The sequence below is a fragment of the Streptomyces sp. DS1-CR2 genome (assembly GCF_055760475.1).
This window is the reverse complement of the sequence record NZ_CM147085.1, coordinates 3,680,241-3,696,457: the sequence shown is the minus strand read 5'-3', so window position 1 is coordinate 3,696,457 and position 16,217 is coordinate 3,680,241. Positions and strand designations below refer to the sequence as shown.

Sequence of the window (16,217 nt, the reverse complement as noted above, 5' to 3'; positions counted from 1 at the left end):
AAAATCAACATGGGGATGATCGGTTTCGACAGCGGATGTCGAAGCAGGGGAAGCGTGTCGAGGAAGCGACAATGATCTCGTTAACCATATGTCGCAACCAATAATCGCCACTTCTAAGAGCGATTCCCAGTCCTTCGCCCTCGCTGCCTAATAAGCAGTGAGTGAAGGACCCTAAAAGGGTGTCAGCCCGGGGATGTTCCCGACCCGGATCCTGGCATAATCTAGGGAACTAAACCATCGAGCCCGGTCACGGGGTTCGATGGGAAATCAAACAGTGACTGGGCCCGTCGGCGACTTGTTCGCGTGATCACCGGGGCCGAGAAAATCGAAGCGAACTGCACACGGAGAAGCCCTGCTGCTGCACCGTTGGACGCGGGTTCGATTCCCGCCATCTCCACTAGACGGATGGACGGGCTCTGCTCGCCGCACACGCGAGCCGGGTCCATCTCGTTGAATCTCTGGGGGCATGGCCCCCAGACACCGTCACCCCATGTGAGACCTGGGCCCGGCTGCATCGCAGCCGGGCCTTCGTCGTGCCACAGGTGCGCGGTGCGTCTTGTGTGGCCCGGCTCCATATCGGCGGCCCCGGCCCGCCTCTACGGTCCCTCCCCATGACACCGACCAGAGCCGCAACACCCCCACGTCTCGCGTTCGTGGCCCTCCTGGCCGCCCTCCTGTCCGTCTTCCTGCCCGCGCCCCGCGCCGGCGCCGCCGCTGCCACTGCCGCCGGGACGATCCAGGAAGTCACCGGCTTCGGGACCAATCCCGGCGCCCTCAAGATGTACCGCTACGTGCCCGACGGGCTGCCCGCCGGGCGCCCCGTCGTCGTCGCCCTGCACGGGTGCACGCAGAACGCCTCCGGCTACGGCACGGGCAGCGGCTGGACCGAGCTCGCCGACCGGTGGGGCTTCTCCGTCGTGCTGCCGCAGCAGCAGGCCGGGAACAACGCGTCCTCCTGCTTCAACTGGTTCCAGGCCGGTGACATCGAACGCGGCCAGGGCGAGGCCGCCTCCGTCGCGCAGATGGTCGACCGCCAGCTCGCCGACGCCTCGGGCGACCCCGCGAAGGTGTACGTCACCGGCCTGAGCGCGGGCGGCGCCATGACTTCCGTGATGATGGCCTCGTACCCCGAGAAGTTCGCCGCCGGAGGCGTCGTCGCCGGACTGCCGTACGGGTGCGCGGCCGCCGCCGGGTCGCCGTACGTGTGCATGTACGTGGGTGCCACGCAGACCGCACAGCAGTGGGGCGACCGGGTGCGGGCCGCCCGGCCCGGGTACGCCGGGCCCTGGCCGCGGCTGACCGTCTTCCAGGGCAGCGCCGACTACACGGTGAAGCCCGTGAACATGACCGACCTGATGAAGCAGTGGACCGATGTCCAGGGCGCCGATCAGGTCGCCGACGTCAGCGACAGCGTGGCCGGGTTTCCGCACCAGGTCTTCCGCCGGGCCGACGGAAGCGCGGCTGTGGAGACGTACAGCATCACAGGGATGGGGCACGGGCAGCCCGTCGATCCGGGGAGCGGGGCCGCGCAGTGCGGGACCGCGGGTGCCTACATCCTCGACGTGAACCTGTGCGCGGCCTACGCCATGGGTCACTCGTGGGGGCTCGACTGACGCACCCTGGTCCCGGGCGCCGCGATCGGGGATGCTCCTGAGGCATGAGCAGACCCGACGGACCTGTGAGACGACTCCTCAATCCGCTTGCACGTCAACGGCGTTACCTCGTCTGGCCCGCCCTCGTCGCGCTCGCGGCGGGCCTGACCTGGGGTTCACCGGCCGGTGCCGACGGCGACAGCACCGGCCTGCCCGAGGCCATCGACACCATCCTCGGTGACCCGTCCATGGAGGGCGGCACGGCGAGCGTCGTCGTCGCCGACGCCGGGAGCGGCGACATCATCTACCGGCACAACCCCACCGGGCGCCTGATGCCCGCGTCCAACACCAAGCTCCTCACCTCGACCGCGGCGACCGAGCTTCTCGGCACCGGCTACCGGTTCACCACCGACGTGCTCGGTGACGGGCGGCGCCGGGGGAGCGTCCTCGACGGCGATCTCTATCTGCGCGGCACCGGTGATCCGACCGCCCTTGCCAAGGACTACGACGAACTCGCCGCCGAGGTCGCCGCGTCGGGTGTGAAGTCGGTCAGCGGGCACCTCGTCGCCGACGACAGCGCGTTCGACAGTCAGCGGCTCGGCCGCTCCTGGGCCGCCGACGACGAGTCCTCGTACTACTCGGCGCAGATCTCCGCCCTGAGCGTCGCGCCCGACACCGACTACGACACCGGAACGGTCATCGTCGAGGCCTCGCCGGGCGCGAAGGCGGGGGACAAGCCGAAGATCACCCTCACGCCGAAAACGCGTTACGTCGACATCGACGTGCGGGCCACGACCGTGGCGGCGGGCGGCGCCGACACCCTCACCGTCGAGCGGCAGCACGGCACGAACACCGTCACCGTCAGCGGCACCGTTCCCGTCGGCGGATCCGCCACCAAGGAGTGGGTCACCGTCTGGGAGCCCACCGCCTACGCGGCCTCCGTCTTCCGTGACGCGCTCGCCGCGCACGGGGTGAAGGTGTCGGGCGGCACGGAGCTCGGGCGTGCCACCCCGAAGGGCGCCGTGCGGCTCGCCACGCACGACTCCATGCCCCTGAAAGACCTGCTGATCCCGTTCATGAAGCTGAGCAACAACATGCACGCCGAGATCCTCACCAAGGCCATGGGCGCGAAGGCGACCGGCCGCCCGGGGAGCTGGGACGACGGGCTCGCGGCGATCAGTGGCTATCTGAAGGGCATCGGCGTCGACACCGGGCGGCTGCGCCAGGTCGACGGGTCCGGCCTCTCCCGGATGGACAACATTCCGGCGGGCCAGATCGCGAAACTGCTGCTCGCGGTCCGCTCCGAGCCGTGGTTCGGCGACTGGTACAAGTCGCTGCCGGTGGCCTGCGACCCGGACCGGTTCGTCGGCGGCACCCTGCGCTCGCGGATGTGCAGGACACCGGCCGCGCTCAACGCCCGTGGCAAGACCGGGTCGTTGACCGGTGCCTCCGCGCTCTCCGGCTACGTCAAGGACGCCGGCGGACGCGAACTCGTCTACAGCATCGTCCAGAACAACTATCTGGTCGGCTCGGTGAAGCCTCTTGAGGACGCGATCGTGGTGACGCTCGCGAAGTCCGATGCCGATGCGACTGTGGCGGTGAAGCCGCGCTCGCTGCGCTCCGTGCCCGTCTCCGAACGCAAGGGCGACCTGGAGTGCTCGTGGCGCAAACCGGCCGCGTGCTGACGGCTGCGGGTGCGGGTGCGGGTGCGGGCGAGGGCGAGGGTGCGGGTGACTACGTACGGTCGCGTGCGTCGCTTCGTACGTAACCGGTGAGCGCCAGTACGAGCGCGCACGCCGACGCGGCGGCCGGGATCGCGTAGCCCGCGGTGGGGCCGAAGCGCTCCACCGCGGAGCCGCCCGCCGCCGCGCCGCAGGCGATGCCCCCGAGCAGGCCGGTCACGGCGAGGGTCATGCCCTCGTTCAGCTGGCCCTCGGGGGTGCGGGCCTGGACCAGCGTCATGCCCGTGACCATCGTCGGGGCCGTCGCCATGCCGGCCACAAGGAGAGCCCCGGAGACCACAAGGAGAGAGCCGGTGAGCGCCGCGAGCAGGGGGAGGGCCAGCAGGACGGTCATCGTGGCGACGCACCACGGGTGGCGCCGCGCCGCGGGACCGGCCGGGCGTACGGCCCCGTAGACCAGCCCCGCCACACAGGAACCGGCCGCCTGGAGTGCGAGGACCGCGCCGGCCGCCGCCTTGTGGCCGCCCTCGTCCGCGAACGCGATCGTGACCACCTCCATCGAGCCGAACACGGCGCCGGTGGCGAGGAACGACGCCAGGAGAACGGGCATCCCGCGCGCGCGGAGGGGCGATTTCGTGGCCGTGCGCCCATGGGTGGGCGGTTCCGTGGCGCGCTGCGCGGCGAAGACGAGCACACCGGTGAGCAGCAGGACCGCGCCGATCAGGGTGCCGGCCTCCGGGAAGAGCGACCCGCACAGGAAGGCGGCGAGGACCGGGCCGAGCATGTAACACAGCTCGTCCGCCGCCTGTTCGAAGGAGTTCGCGGTGTGCAGGGCGGTCGGGTCGCCCTTGAGGAGATGGGCCCAGCGGGCGCGTGACATGCCGCCCGTGTTGGGCGTGGTGGCCGTCGCCGCGTATGCGGCGAAGAGGGTCCAGCCGGGCGCTCGGTAGTGCACACAGAGGAGGAGCGCGAGCGATCCGCAGACCGCGACCGCCGTGGCGGGCACGGCGATCCTGGCCTGTCCGTACCGGTCCACGAGGCGCGCCGTCCACGGGGCGACGACCGCGGTCGCGGCCATCCCGGTCGCGGTGACGGCCCCGGCGAGCGCGTACGAGCCGCGCGCCCCGGCGATCATGATGACGGCGCTGACGCTGAACATGCCCATGGGGAGCCGGGCGAGGAGGTTCCCGAGCGTGAAGGCGAGCGCGCCGGGGGTGGAGAGCAGTCGGACGTACGGGGAGCGGTTGGACTGTGGCGGGGCGGTGGAGGCCGGGGGAGCGGTGGCGGGCTCGGATATCGCGTCGGGCATGTGATCAGCGTCGTCGTGATCCGCGCGCCCGGTCCAACACCTTCTCCGTACCGATTCACGCGCCCGCGTTGTAAGTTCGCCGGATGCCCGACCAGCCAGCCGCGCCCGGCGCACCGGCCCCCGCCCACCTGGAGCCCCGACTGCTGCGCGCCTTCCTCGCCGTCGCCGAGGAGCTGCACTTCACGCGTGCCGCCGCCCGTCTCTACGTCGCTCAGCAGGCCCTCAGCAGGGACATTCGCCGCCTCGAACGCGAGCTGGGCGCCGAGCTGTTCGCGCGGAGCACGCGCCAGGTCGCCCTGACCGCGGACGGTGCGCGGCTGCTGCCGTACGCGCGGCGGGTCCTGGATGCGCAGGACGAACTGCTCGCCGCCTTCGCGCGCCGCCCGGCAGCGGGGACGCGGCCGCTGCTCGTCGACGTGAACAGCCCCGGCCTCGTCTTCGAGCGCATCCTGGAGCGGGCCCGCGGGTTCGCCCCCCAGTGCGAGCTGATGGCCCGCTACGAGAGCGGCCTGACCGGCGCCGCCGCCGAGATGACGGCGGGCCGCCTGGACGCGTCGTTCGGGCGGTACGCGGGGCTCGACCCGGCGGTGCGGGCGCGTCTTTCTCAGCAGCCCGTGCGGTACGAGCCGATGACGGTGGTCCTGCCCGTCGGACATCCCCTCGCCGCCCTGGAAGCCGTGCCGCTCGCGCGGCTCGCGGGCGAGACGGTGTACGCGGGCGCGGGCAATCCCCGTACACCGGAGTGGACCGACCTGGCCGGGCGGCTCTTCGAGGGGCGCGGGATAGCCGTCGCGCCGCCCGCGCCGCTCGCCGTGGGTGTCGAGGAGTTCCGGCGGATCATGGCCAAGACGGGGACCCCGGTGCTCGCCGCGGGGGACTTTCCGGCCATGCCCGGCTCCGTAGTGAGGCCCCTGACCGACCCCGTACCCCTGTCGCCGGTGTCGCTGGTGTGGCCGACGGGGCTGGTGCACCCGGGGATCGACGCGCTCCGTGCGGCGGCGGCCACGCTCGCGGAGGAGAACGACTGGCTCCGTAAGCCCTCAGGCGCCTGGATTCCGGCCATAGATGCACTCATCATGATGAGTCAGGACTGAGGTCGGGCGTGGCTGTCACTCGCGTGCGCTACATTCTTGGTCCGAGCGCATTGTGATAAGGGGGGCGCTCGGATCGGGTGGGGGCCCGGTCCGAACGACGAGGGCTCGGTACGTCGTGCGCGCACCCATGTTCATGTCCTTGGGGGGATGTGCGTACGGTGGAACACTGGCGAGAAAATGCCCGTTCCGGGCAGACTCACGATCCTAATGAAGTAACGGTCCAACTCGACGGCGCAGGACGCCAGTTGGACGAGCTCATCGCCGCGCGGCGCGAGGGTGCCGCCGACAAGGAAGTCCCGGTCTTCGTAGACGACTCGGGCCGGCGCAACCGCAGGTACCGCCGCTTCGGCGCGATCGTCGGGATGATCTGCGCGGTCTACGCCGTGGTCATCGTGGCGACGCTGCTCTCCGGAAACTCGACCGCTCCCTGGCTGCCCATCACGGGCCAGGACCGCGACAAGCCCGCGGGCAAGGTGGACACGCCGCCACTGCCGGCCGACCCGGCGGCCGAGCCGTCCTCGTCGACGGGAGCCACGGCCGGTCCCAGCGCCTCCGGCACGGGAGCGGCGTCCAGCGCGCCGGGTGCCGACTCGTCGACCGGGCCCGAGGGCAGCGAGAGCGCCAAGCCGGACGACAAGCCCGGCGAGTCGCCCGACCCGAAGCCGTCCGGCGGCGCCGGCAAGCCCGACCCAGGTCATTCGCCCGACGACCCGGGCCCCGGGCCCTCGCAGGAGCCCAGCTCACCGGGCGCCGGCGAGCCGTCCCCGTCGGACAGCGGACCGCCCGTCGAGCCGACGGAGTCCCCGGTGGCCCAGGGCGGCACCGAGACCGTCGCGGCACCGCCCGTCGAGTCGCCGGTCGCGCCCGTCGACCCGAGCCGGAGTCCGGCCGGACCGTCATCGGCCTCGTTCCCGGAAAGCGGCATCCTGTAAATGTCCTCCCGCCCACGCAGCAGCCGCAGGGCGCCGCGTCGCCGCCGCCTGCCCATGCGCTATCTGCTTCCGTCGCTGCTCCTTGTCGCCCTGCTCGCGATGCTCATGCTCCGCGGGTACGTGCACAGCGAGATCCTCGCCGACCACCGCATCCAGCCGCCCGCCGCCACCGATCACGTTCCCGAGAAGATCCTCGAGGGCGGACCCGTCATCGACACGCGCGGCGGGCGTGAGACCGGCATGAGCGTGCCCGACCACCGGCTCGTCCTCACCTTCGACGACGGCCCCGACCCGCAGTGGACCCCGAAGGTCCTCGACGTCCTGAAGGAACACCACGCGCACGGCGTCTTCTTCGTCACGGGCACCATGGCCTCCCGCTACCCGGACCTGGTCAAACGCATGGTCGACGAGGGGCACGAGGTCGGCCTGCACACCTTCAACCACCCCGACCTCTCGTACCAGTCCAAGAGCCGCATCGACTGGGAACTCACCCAGAACCAGACGGCCCTGGCGGGCGCGGCCGGCATCCGCACCTCGTTGTTCCGGCCGCCCTACTCATCGTTCGCCGACGCCATGGACGACAAGTCGTGGCCGGTGACCAAGTACATCGGCAGCCGCGGATACATCACCGTCGTCAACAACACCGACAGCGAGGACTGGAAGCGCCCCGGCGTCGACGAGATCATCCGCCGTGCCACGCCCCAGGGCGGCAAGGGCGCGATCGTCCTGATGCACGATTCCGGAGGCGACCGCTCGCAGACCGTCGCCGCCCTCGACCGCTTCCTGCCCCAGCTCCAGGGCCAGGGATACGACGTCGTCAACCTCACCGAAGCGCTCGGGGCACCCAGCGCCCACACGCCCGTGCACGGTCTCGAACTGGCCAAGGGCAAGGCGTGGATCTACGCCGTCGAGGCCTCGGACAACATGACGGACGTCCTCGTCGTGGGCCTCGCCGTGATCGGCGTCCTCGTCTTCACCCGCTTCGGCCTGATGCTCCTCCTGTCCGGGGCGCACGCCCGCCGCGTGCGGCGCCGCGGATTCTCCTGGGGGCCGCCCGTCACCGAACCGGTGTCGGTCCTGGTCCCGGCGTTCAACGAGGCCAAGTGCATCGAGAACACGGTGCGTTCGCTCATGTCGAGCGAGCACCCCATCGAGATCATCGTCATCGACGACGGCTCGACCGACGGCACGGCCCGCATCGTCGAGAATCTGCGCCTGCCAGGCGTCCGGGTGGTCCGCCAGCACAACGCGGGCAAGCCGGCCGCGCTCAACAGGGGCCTGGCCAACGCCCGGTGCGACCTGATCGTGATGATGGACGGCGACACGGTCTTCGAGCCGTCCACCGTCCGCGAGCTCGTCCAGCCCTTCGGCGACCGCCGCGTCGGCGCGGTCGCGGGCAACGCGAAGGTCGGCAACAAGGACTCCCTGATCGGGGCCTGGCAGCACATCGAGTACGTGATGGGCTTCAACCTCGACCGCCGCATGTACGACATGCTGCGCTGCATGCCCACGATCCCCGGGGCCGTGGGCGCCTTCCGCCGCAGCGCCCTGGAGCGCATCGGCGGCATGAGCGACGACACGCTCGCCGAGGACACCGACGTCACGATGGCCCTGCACCGGGACGGCTGGCGCGTCGTCTACGCCGAGAAGGCCCGCGCCTGGACCGAGGCCCCGGAGTCGGTCCAGCAGCTCTGGTCCCAGCGCTACCGGTGGTCCTACGGCACGATGCAGGCGATCTGGAAACACCGCCGCTCCGTGATCGAGTCGGGCCCCTCCGGGCGCTTCGGCCGCATCGGCCTGCCGTTCGTCGCCCTCTTCATGGTCCTCGCGCCGCTCCTCGCGCCCCTCATCGACGTCTTCCTGCTCTACGGCCTCGTGTTCGGCCCCACGGAGAAGACGATCGTCGCCTGGCTCGGCGTCCTCGCCATCCTGCCGTCTGCGCGGCGTACGCCTTCCGGCTCGACCGCGAACGCATGACCCACCTCATCTCACTCCCGCTCCAGCAAGTCCTCTACCGGCAGCTGATGTACGTCGTGCTGCTCCAGTCCTGGATCACCGCGCTCACCGGCGGCCGGCTGCGCTGGCAGAAGCTGCGCCGCACCGGAGCGGTGGAGGCGCCGGGGGCGATTCCGCGCCAGCGGGCGTCGCGCGGCAACGATCGGAGGCCCGTCGCATGACGTATCCCACTCCCGCCACCGGCGGCCAGAGCGGGTTCCAGCAGACGCGGCGCCTGCCGCAGGTGCCGTTCCCGCAGGTGCCGTTCACACCGGAACCGGCGCCCGCGCCCGTTCCGCCCGCCCCGCCCGCGCAGGCGGCCGCGCCCAAGAAGCCGGGCCGCGACCGCTATCTGGACCTGCTGCGCTCCATCGCGCTCGTCCGCGTCGTCGCCTACCACCTCTTCGGGTGGGCCTGGCTGACGGTTCTCTTCCCGTCCATGGGCGTGATGTTCGCGCTCGCCGGATCGTTGATGGCGCGCTCCCTGAGCCGGCCCGCGACCGGTGTGATCAGAGGCCGTATCCGCCGGCTCCTGCCGCCCATGTGGGCGTTCAGCGTCGTCGTCCTCGCCCTGCTCTTCCTGGGCGGCTGGAACCCGGGCAAGGACCCCGACAGCGGCGGGACCTGGGGCTGGATCAGCCTGTTCAACTACTTCGTGCCCGTCGGTGCGCCGTCGTTCCCCTGGCACCTCGGCGACAAGGCGGGCCTCCTGGAGGACACCTGGCCGTCGCAGGCCGCGGGCCCGCTCTGGTACCTGCGGGCCTACCTGTGGTTCGTCATCGCCTCGCCGCTGCTGCTCCGGGCGTTCCGCAAGGTGCCGTGGGCGACGCTGCTCGCGCCGCTCGCGCTGACGGCCGTCGTCGGTACGGGCATCGTCACCATCCCCGGCGAGACGGGGAACGCGGTCACCGACTTCGCGGTCTACGGCGGCTGCTGGGTCCTCGGCTTCGCCCACCACGAGGGCGTCCTCGCGAAGGTGCCGCGCTATCTCGCGGTGTCCTGCTCGGCGATCGTGATGGCGTTCGGACTGTGGTGGGCCTCGGGCCATCTCGGGCCGGACGGCTGGGACTTGAACGACATCCCGCTGGCGCAGGCGACCTGGTCCTTCGGGTTCGTCGTCATCCTGCTCCAGTACTCGCCGTCCTGGCAGGAGCTGCCCGGCCGGCTCGCCAAGTGGGACAAGCTCATCACGCTGTCCAACAACCGCGCGGTCACGATCTACCTCTGGCACAACATGCTGATCATGGCGACGGTGCCGATCATCGACCTGGCGTACAACCTGCCGTTCATGGAGGACGCGAGATGGAGCGGCGCCCTCGACTCCACGTACATGCTCTGGATGTTCGTGCTGACCTGGCCACTGATCGCCCTCGCGGTCCTCGGCACGGGCTGGATCGAGGACCTCGCCGCCAAGCGGCGCCCACGGCTGTGGCCGAACGGCGTCAAGAAGCGGGCACACAGCCGCTAGCGGGCACACAGCCGCTGGACGGGGTTGTGCGGCCGGTGGGGGTGGGGGAGGTTGGGGCGTGAGCGACCAGTGACCGTATGACCACGAGGGGAATCCGGACCGACATGACACAGCCTCCCGGCCAGCCGCCGCAGGACGGATCCGGGCACCACCCGGCGTACGGGCCGCCTCCCACGCCACCGCCGGCGCCGTCCGGCGGCGGGCAGGACAACCCGTACGCCGGCGCGCCGACCCCGCCACCGGCTCCGCCGCAGATTCCGCAGACCCCGCCACCGGCACCGGCCCCTCAGGACCGGCCCGGTTACGGGGACCAGTCCGGCTACGGGGACCAGTCCGGATACGGCGCTCAGCCTCCCTACGGTCAGCCCCCGCAGGGCCAACCCCCGTACGGGCAGCCCCCGTACGGCGGGCAGCCGCCCTACGGCGGGGGTGCCTATCCGCCGCCTCCGCCACCGTCGGGCGGCAACACGCGCCGGACCGCCGTCATCGTCGTGTCCGCGCTCGTCGCGCTCGGTCTGATCGTCGGCGGGATCTTCCTCGCCACGAACAGCGGCGGCGACGACGACAAGCCGAAGGCGCAGGACTCCGTGTCCGCGAAGCCCAGCGCGTCGGACGAGCCCTCCGACGAGTCCACGGCCGAGGACCCCACGACCGAGGACCCCGCGACGGAGGACCCCGTGGAGGAGCCCACGGATCCAACGGGGACGGCGGAGGAGCGGCCCGCCGGGTCCACCGGGTATCAGGGCCAGTGGCAGGACGAGCAGGCCAGGACCCTCACGGTCGGAGACAAGGTCGCGACCGGCACGGCCAAGGGCAAGTACAGCGTGTCCTACATCGACGCGGGCGGTAAGGGCATCTGCACCGGCATCGGGGAGAACCGCAGCGGCGGGGCGTTCAGGATCGCGGTCAAGTGCATGGGCAAGGACACCGGCGACGAGGTCTTCGGCGCGAACCTGACGCAGGCCGACGACGTGGTCACGCTGAAGTGGGACAAGGGCGGCTCGGCCAGCCTCAAGTGGGCGGGCACCACGACCTGACCCACGCCCACGACCTGATCCACGCCCACCGACCTGATCCACGCCCACGACCTGACCCACGCCCACCGACCTGATCCACGCCCACGCCCTGACCCACGCCATGGAGCGAAGCTCACCGCCGGGCCCCGCGCACAGTGAGAGCAACGTTCCCCGGCGGTCACGGTGCGCCACAGCGCGGTAATCCCGTCTCCCTACGTTCGAGGTCATCAGCCGAGAACCGTGACCCTGGAGGCGTGTGATGACAGCCCGGAGTTGGATCCAGAGGTGGGATCCGGAGGACGAGACGTTCTGGTCGCGCGAGGGCGGCGAGAAGGTCGCGCGGCGCAATCTCGCGTTCTCCATCCTGTCCGAACACATCGGGTTCTCGATCTGGACCCTGTGGTCCGTGATGGTCCTGTTCATGGGGCCCGAGTACGGCATCGACCCGGCCGGCAAGTTCTTCCTGGTCTCGATGGCCACCCTGGTCGGTGCCGTCGTCCGCGTGCCCTACACCTTCGCCGTCGCCCGCTTCGGCGGCCGGAACTGGACGATCTTCGCGGCGAGTCTGCTCCTGATCCCGACGGCTGCCGCGTTCGTCGTGATGGAGCCGGGGACCTCGTACACGACGTTCATGGTGTGCGCGCTGCTCACCGGGGTCGGCGGCGGCAACTTCGCCTCGTCGATGACCAACATCAACTCCTTCTTCCCGCTGCGGAAGAAGGGCTGGGCGCTCGGCCTGAACGCGGGCGGCGGCAACATCGGCGTCCCCGTCGTGCAGCTCGCCGGGCTCGCCGTGATCGGCGCGAGCGGCGGGCCGCGCGTACTGCTCGGGATCTACATCCCGCTCATCGCGGTGTCGGCGATCTGCGCCGCGCTGTTCATGGACAACCTCGCGACCGTGAAGAACGACACCGGCGCGGCCAAGGAGGCCGTGCGCGACCCGCACACATGGATCATGTCGTTCCTGTACGTCGGGACGTTCGGGTCGTTCATCGGCTACAGCTTCGCGTTCGGGCTCGTCCTGCAGACGCAGTTCGGCAGGACGCCGCTGCAGGCCGCGTCGATCACGTTCATCGGGCCGCTGCTCGGCTCCCTGATCCGGCCCGTCGGCGGCCGGCTCGCCGACCGGTTCGGCGGCGCCCGCATCACGCTGTGGAACTTCGTCGGGATGGCCGCCGCCACCGCCGTGGTCGTCCTCGCGTCGACGCAGAAGTCGCTGCCGCTGTTCACCACGGCGTTCATCGTCCTGTTCGTGCTCACCGGGCTCGGCAACGGGTCGACGTACAAGATGATCCCCGGCATCTTCCAGGCCAAGGCAGCGGCCCGAGGGCTTGCGGGGGAGGAGGCCGCGGCGTACGGGCGGCGCCTGTCCGGGGCCTCGATGGGGCTGATCGGCGCGGTGGGCGCGCTCGGCGGGCTCGGCATCAACCTCGCCTTCCGCCAGTCCTTCCAGACCGCGGGCACCGGCACGGCCGCGTTCGTCGGGTTCCTCGTCTTCTACGCGGTGTGCTTCGCCCTCACCTGGGCCGTATACCTTCGCCGCCCGGCGGGCGCGCAGGCTCCTGTCGAGGCCGCGGAGTCGGAGCCCCGGCTCAGCTACGCCGAGGTGTGACGTAACACCGCTGACATCATGGGGAACCGAGTCCGTCACGGGATCTTGACAGGCTCGGTCGACCCCGGCAGAACCACCCGAGCGGGACGAGAGCCACATGTACGACGCACAGCAGGTCCCCCCGGCGGGGCAGCACGGCCCCCTCGCGGGCTTCACCGTGGGCGTGACCGCCGCGCGCCGCGCCGACGAGCTCGGCGCGCTGCTCCAGCGGCGCGGCGCCGCCGTCCTGCACGCGCCCGCGCTGCGCATCGTCCCGCTCGCCGACGACAGTGAGCTCCTCGCGGCGACCAAGGAGATCGTCGACCACGCGCCCGACGTCGTCGTCGCGACCACCGCCATCGGGTTCCGCGGCTGGATCGAGGCCGCCGACGGCTGGGGCCTGGGCGAGGCGCTCGTCGCCCGGCTGCGCGGCGTGGAGCTGCTCGCCCGCGGGCCCAAGGTCAAGGGCGCCGTCAGGGCCGCCGGGCTCACCGAGGAGTGGTCCCCGTCGTCCGAGTCGATGGCCGAGGTCCTCGAACGGCTCCTCGACGAGGGCGTCGACGGCCGCCGGGTTGCCGTCCAGCTGCACGGCGAGCCGCTGCCCGGGTTCGTCGAGGCGCTGCGCGAGTCGGGCGCCGATGTCGTGGGGGTGCCGGTGTACCGGTGGATGCCGCCGGAGGACATCGGGCCTCTCGACCGGCTGCTCGACGCGACCCTCACGCGGGGCGTCGACGCGCTCACGTTCACCAGCGCGCCCGCCGCTGTGTCCCTGCTCTCCCGGGCCGAACTGCGGGGCCAGCTACCGGAGTTGCTCGCCGCGCTGCGGCACGACGTGCTGCCCGCCTGCGTCGGCCCCGTGACCGCGCTGCCGCTCCAGGCCCACGGCGTGGACACGGTGCAGCCCGAGCGCTTCCGCCTCGGACCGCTCGTCCAGCTCCTGTGTGCCGAACTCCCGGGCAGGGCACGTGTGTTGCCGATCGCGGGCCACCGCGTGGAGATCCGCGGCCAGGCCGTCCTGGTCGACGGCGACCTGCACCCCGTACCGCCCGCCGGGATGTCGCTCCTGCGTTCCCTCTCGCGCCGCCCCGGCTGGGTGGTCCCCCGCGCCGAACTCCTGCGCGCGCTGCCCGGCGCGGGCAGCGACGAACACGCGGTGGAAACGGCGATGGCCAGACTCCGTACGGCCCTCGGCACCCCCAAGCTGATCCAGACGGTGGTCAAGCGCGGCTACCGCCTGGCCCTGGACCCGGCGGCGGACTCCAAGTACGGGACGGACTGAGTCAGTTCGGCGTGCCGTGAACGCTGTGCTCGTCGAGGTCCGCCGGCAGGCCCGCGGCGGCGGCACCGTGAACCCTTCGTGAGGGGCCCGGTACCAGGGGTTCCGGCGGTGCGTGCGGGCGGGCACTGTAGGGGTATGGCATCGCCATCGTCCTCGTCCTCGTCGTCGTACGAGCTGCGCTTCGACTCCGGGCGCAGTTCGCTGGATCTCCTGGCCACGGCGCACCCCGACGAACGGCTCGACTCGGTGGGGCGGTTGCGGGCCTGGCTGGTCGGCTCGGGGCTCGTGCCCGCGGACACGCCGCTGCGGGACGCCGACGCCGCCTGGCTCGCCGCGATGGTCGAACTGCGCGGCCATATCGGCCAGTTGGTGCGCGGCGAACTCGACGGCAGGCCCGCGTCCGCCGCCCTGGAGCGGGTCAACGCCCTCGCCCGCGCGGCGCCGCCCGCACCCCGGGCGACCCGCGGCACCGACGGCACCCTGGCCAGGGCCCTGCACGCCGACCCCGGCTGCGGCGAGCTGCTCGCCGCCGTCGCCCGTGACGCCGTGGAGCTCCTCACGGACCCGGTCGCCCGCTCCTGTCTGCGCCGCTGCGAGGGCGACAGCTGCCCGATCATCTATCTCGACACGTCCCGGGGGCGGCGCCGCCGCTGGTGCTCCAGCGAGGTGTGCGGCAACCGGGAGCGGGTGGCGCGACACCGGCGCAGGGCGGCGCTCGCCCGGGCCTGAAGATCACCCGAAGGCCTCCCCGGAATCCTTTTGGCATGTCCCGGCCGATCGATTGAACACATCGCGGACCTCTTACGTACTGGGGTGCGTCCAGCCGAGCGGCGACCCAGCCGGAACGCTCAACCAGGGGACAGCGGAGGTAGGCGTGCGCAAGGATTCCGCCGTGGCCGATGAACGCCCGCCGAGGGCACGACATCGCGCGCCGCAGCCTCCTGAGCCCGACGAGGAGCTGATGCGCGCGCTCTACCGCGAGCACGCGGGTCCGCTTCTGGCCTATGTGCTCAGGCTGGTGGCGGGAGACCGGCAGCGCGCCGAAGATGTCGTACAGGAAACGCTCATCCGTGCCTGGAAGAACGCCGGTCAGCTCAACCGAGCGACCGGTTCGGTACGCCCCTGGCTGGTGACGGTCGCCCGGCGCATCGTCATCGACGGACACCGCAGCCGGCAGGCCCGGCCGCAGGAGGTCGATCCGTCGCCGCTGGAGGTCATCCCCGCGGAGGACGAGATCGACAAGGCGCTGTGGCTGATGACCCTTTCGGACGCGCTCGAGGACCTGACGCCCGCCCACCGCGAGGTGCTGGTGGAGACGTACTTCAAGGGGCGTACGGTCAACGAGGCGGCCGAGACACTCGGTATACCCAGCGGAACGGTGCGCTCACGGGTGTTCTACGCGCTGCGTTCCATGAAGCTGGCGCTGGAGGAGCGGGGGGTGACGGCATGAGTGCCTCGTACGACGACTACGGACCGCATGGGTCCGGTGACGTTCACGAGACGGTCGGCGCCTACGTGCTCGGCGTCCTCGACGACGCCGAGGCGAGCGCCTTCGAAGCGCATCTGGCGGGCTGCGAGCTGTGCGCGCGCCAGCTGGAGGAGTTCGCCGGCATGGAGCCGATGCTCGCCGCGCTCGCGGACATCCCCGAACCGCAGGGCACCCCCGGCAGAGAACGCCTCGGTGCGCAGCTCGGCGCCCGCCCGAGCGACCGGCTCGCCGGCCGGCTCTTCGACGAGGTGGCGCAGAGGCGGGCCCGCAAGCGCCGCCGCGGGATGTACCTGGTGGCGGCCGCCGCCGCGCTGATCATCGGCGGCCCGCTGACCGTGCTCGCCGTGAACGACGGCGGGACCGACAACGTCGCCGAGGGGGCCCACCCCACCAGCCCCGCCGAGGACGCCTTCTTCAACCACATGGACGAGAAGGTCAGGGCGACCGACCCGGCCACGAAGGTCACCGCCACCATCGGCATGGAGAAGAAGGCCTGGGGCACCCACACCGTCCTGGAGCTGAAGAACGTCAAGGGCCCGCTGAAGTGCTCCCTGATCGCGGTCGGGAAGAACGGCCAGCGCGAGACGGTCACCACCTGGTCCGTCCCGCAGTGGGGTTACGGCATTCCCGGCAGCGAACACGGGGCGTCGAAGGACCCCTTGTACGTGCACGGGGGCGCCGCGTTCGAGCGCAACTCCATCGACCACTTCGAGGTCGAGACCCTCGACGGCAAACGCCTCGTGGAGGTCGACGCGTAGCCCCGGCAGCCG

At 71.4% G+C, this 16,217-nt stretch carries 12 protein-coding genes, 1 other RNA gene and 1 pseudogene; 13 read left to right on the top strand and 1 reads right to left on the bottom strand.

The genetic code is table 11. The features are described from left to right. Positions 1 to 11 precede the first annotated feature (11 nt). From ssrA to dacB, 3 genes are all read left to right on the top strand, one after another. Positions 12 to 400, top strand: a transfer-messenger RNA (tmRNA) gene (gene ssrA / locus ACY0PA_RS18010). Between the two features lie 211 nt (positions 401 to 611). Beyond that, positions 612 to 1,613 carry an extracellular catalytic domain type 1 short-chain-length polyhydroxyalkanoate depolymerase gene (locus tag ACY0PA_RS18005; RefSeq protein ID WP_473085577.1) on the top strand — a complete coding sequence of 334 codons (1,002 nt, stop codon included), beginning with the start codon at positions 612 to 614 and terminating at the stop codon, positions 1,611 to 1,613. A gap of 44 nt (positions 1,614 to 1,657) precedes the next feature. Beyond that, positions 1,658 to 3,277, top strand: a complete 1,620-nt coding sequence (dacB, locus tag ACY0PA_RS18000) for a D-alanyl-D-alanine carboxypeptidase/D-alanyl-D-alanine endopeptidase (protein WP_473085576.1) — start codon at positions 1,658 to 1,660, stop codon at positions 3,275 to 3,277. Between the two features lie 49 nt (positions 3,278 to 3,326). Here dacB and ACY0PA_RS17995 read toward each other — a convergent pair whose 3' ends face one another. Beyond that, positions 3,327 to 4,583 carry an MFS transporter gene (locus ACY0PA_RS17995; protein ID WP_473085575.1) on the bottom strand — a complete coding sequence of 419 codons (1,257 nt, stop codon included), beginning with the start codon at positions 4,581 to 4,583 and terminating at the stop codon, positions 3,327 to 3,329. An 83-nt stretch (positions 4,584 to 4,666) separates the two neighbouring features. On the opposite strand from ACY0PA_RS17995, the gene ACY0PA_RS17990 reads away from it, so the two are divergent. From ACY0PA_RS17990 to ACY0PA_RS17945, 10 genes and pseudogenes are all read left to right on the top strand, one after another. After that, the gene (locus ACY0PA_RS17990) at positions 4,667 to 5,677 is read left to right on the top strand and encodes a LysR family transcriptional regulator (protein WP_473085574.1); all 1,011 of its coding nucleotides are present in this window, start codon (positions 4,667 to 4,669) and stop codon (positions 5,675 to 5,677) included. A 245-nt stretch (positions 5,678 to 5,922) separates the two neighbouring features. Next, the gene (locus ACY0PA_RS17985; RefSeq protein ID WP_473085573.1) at positions 5,923 to 6,609 is read left to right on the top strand and encodes a hypothetical protein; all 687 of its coding nucleotides are present in this window, start codon (positions 5,923 to 5,925) and stop codon (positions 6,607 to 6,609) included. A gap of 54 nt (positions 6,610 to 6,663) precedes the next feature. Continuing rightward, positions 6,664 to 8,786: pseudogene (locus ACY0PA_RS17980) on the top strand (bifunctional polysaccharide deacetylase/glycosyltransferase family 2 protein). Then, a complete protein-coding gene (locus ACY0PA_RS17975; protein ID WP_473085572.1) occupies positions 8,783 to 10,072 on the top strand; it encodes an acyltransferase family protein in 1,290 nt (429 codons plus the stop codon). The pseudogene ACY0PA_RS17980 and the gene ACY0PA_RS17975 overlap by 4 nt, the downstream one beginning before the upstream one ends. Before the next feature lie 104 nt (positions 10,073 to 10,176). Continuing rightward, on the top strand, positions 10,177 to 11,109 hold the full coding sequence (locus ACY0PA_RS17970) for a hypothetical protein (protein ID WP_473085571.1): 933 nt from the start codon (positions 10,177 to 10,179) through the stop codon (positions 11,107 to 11,109). 238 nt (positions 11,110 to 11,347) lie between these two features. Beyond that, complete coding sequence (locus ACY0PA_RS17965) at positions 11,348 to 12,700, top strand: nitrate/nitrite transporter (RefSeq protein ID WP_473085570.1); 1,353 nt, start codon at positions 11,348 to 11,350, stop codon at positions 12,698 to 12,700. A gap of 97 nt (positions 12,701 to 12,797) precedes the next feature. Then, on the top strand, positions 12,798 to 13,958 hold the full coding sequence (locus ACY0PA_RS17960) for a uroporphyrinogen-III synthase (protein ID WP_473085569.1): 1,161 nt from the start codon (positions 12,798 to 12,800) through the stop codon (positions 13,956 to 13,958). Between the two features lie 135 nt (positions 13,959 to 14,093). Next, positions 14,094 to 14,687, top strand: coding sequence for a CGNR zinc finger domain-containing protein (locus ACY0PA_RS17955; RefSeq protein ID WP_473085568.1), 594 nt, complete (start codon positions 14,094 to 14,096; stop codon positions 14,685 to 14,687). 145 nt (positions 14,688 to 14,832) lie between these two features. Next, positions 14,833 to 15,408: a sigma-70 family RNA polymerase sigma factor gene (locus ACY0PA_RS17950; RefSeq protein ID WP_100593923.1), complete on the top strand. Its 576-nt coding sequence runs from the start codon at positions 14,833 to 14,835 to the stop codon at positions 15,406 to 15,408. After that, entirely contained in the window at positions 15,405 to 16,205 is an 801-nt protein-coding gene (locus ACY0PA_RS17945) for an anti-sigma factor family protein (protein WP_473085567.1), read from the top strand. Before ACY0PA_RS17950 ends, ACY0PA_RS17945 begins: the two co-directional genes overlap by 4 nt. Positions 16,206 to 16,217 lie beyond the last annotated feature (12 nt).

Coding starts and splice junctions, on each gene's coding strand:
- ACY0PA_RS17945 (WP_473085567.1), top strand. CDS start 15,405: ATGAGTGCCTCGTACGACGACTACGGACCGCATGGGTCCGGTGACGTT.
- ACY0PA_RS17970 (WP_473085571.1), top strand. CDS start 10,177: ATGACACAGCCTCCCGGCCAGCCGCCGCAGGACGGATCCGGGCACCAC.
- ACY0PA_RS17990 (WP_473085574.1), top strand. CDS start 4,667: ATGCCCGACCAGCCAGCCGCGCCCGGCGCACCGGCCCCCGCCCACCTG.
- ACY0PA_RS17960 (WP_473085569.1), top strand. CDS start 12,798: ATGTACGACGCACAGCAGGTCCCCCCGGCGGGGCAGCACGGCCCCCTC.
- ACY0PA_RS17965 (WP_473085570.1), top strand. CDS start 11,348: ATGACAGCCCGGAGTTGGATCCAGAGGTGGGATCCGGAGGACGAGACG.
- ACY0PA_RS17995 (WP_473085575.1), bottom strand. CDS start 4,583: ATGCCCGACGCGATATCCGAGCCCGCCACCGCTCCCCCGGCCTCCACC.
- ACY0PA_RS17975 (WP_473085572.1), top strand. CDS start 8,783: ATGACGTATCCCACTCCCGCCACCGGCGGCCAGAGCGGGTTCCAGCAG.
- ACY0PA_RS18005 (WP_473085577.1), top strand. CDS start 612: ATGACACCGACCAGAGCCGCAACACCCCCACGTCTCGCGTTCGTGGCC.
- dacB (WP_473085576.1), top strand. CDS start 1,658: ATGAGCAGACCCGACGGACCTGTGAGACGACTCCTCAATCCGCTTGCA.
- ACY0PA_RS17955 (WP_473085568.1), top strand. CDS start 14,094: ATGGCATCGCCATCGTCCTCGTCCTCGTCGTCGTACGAGCTGCGCTTC.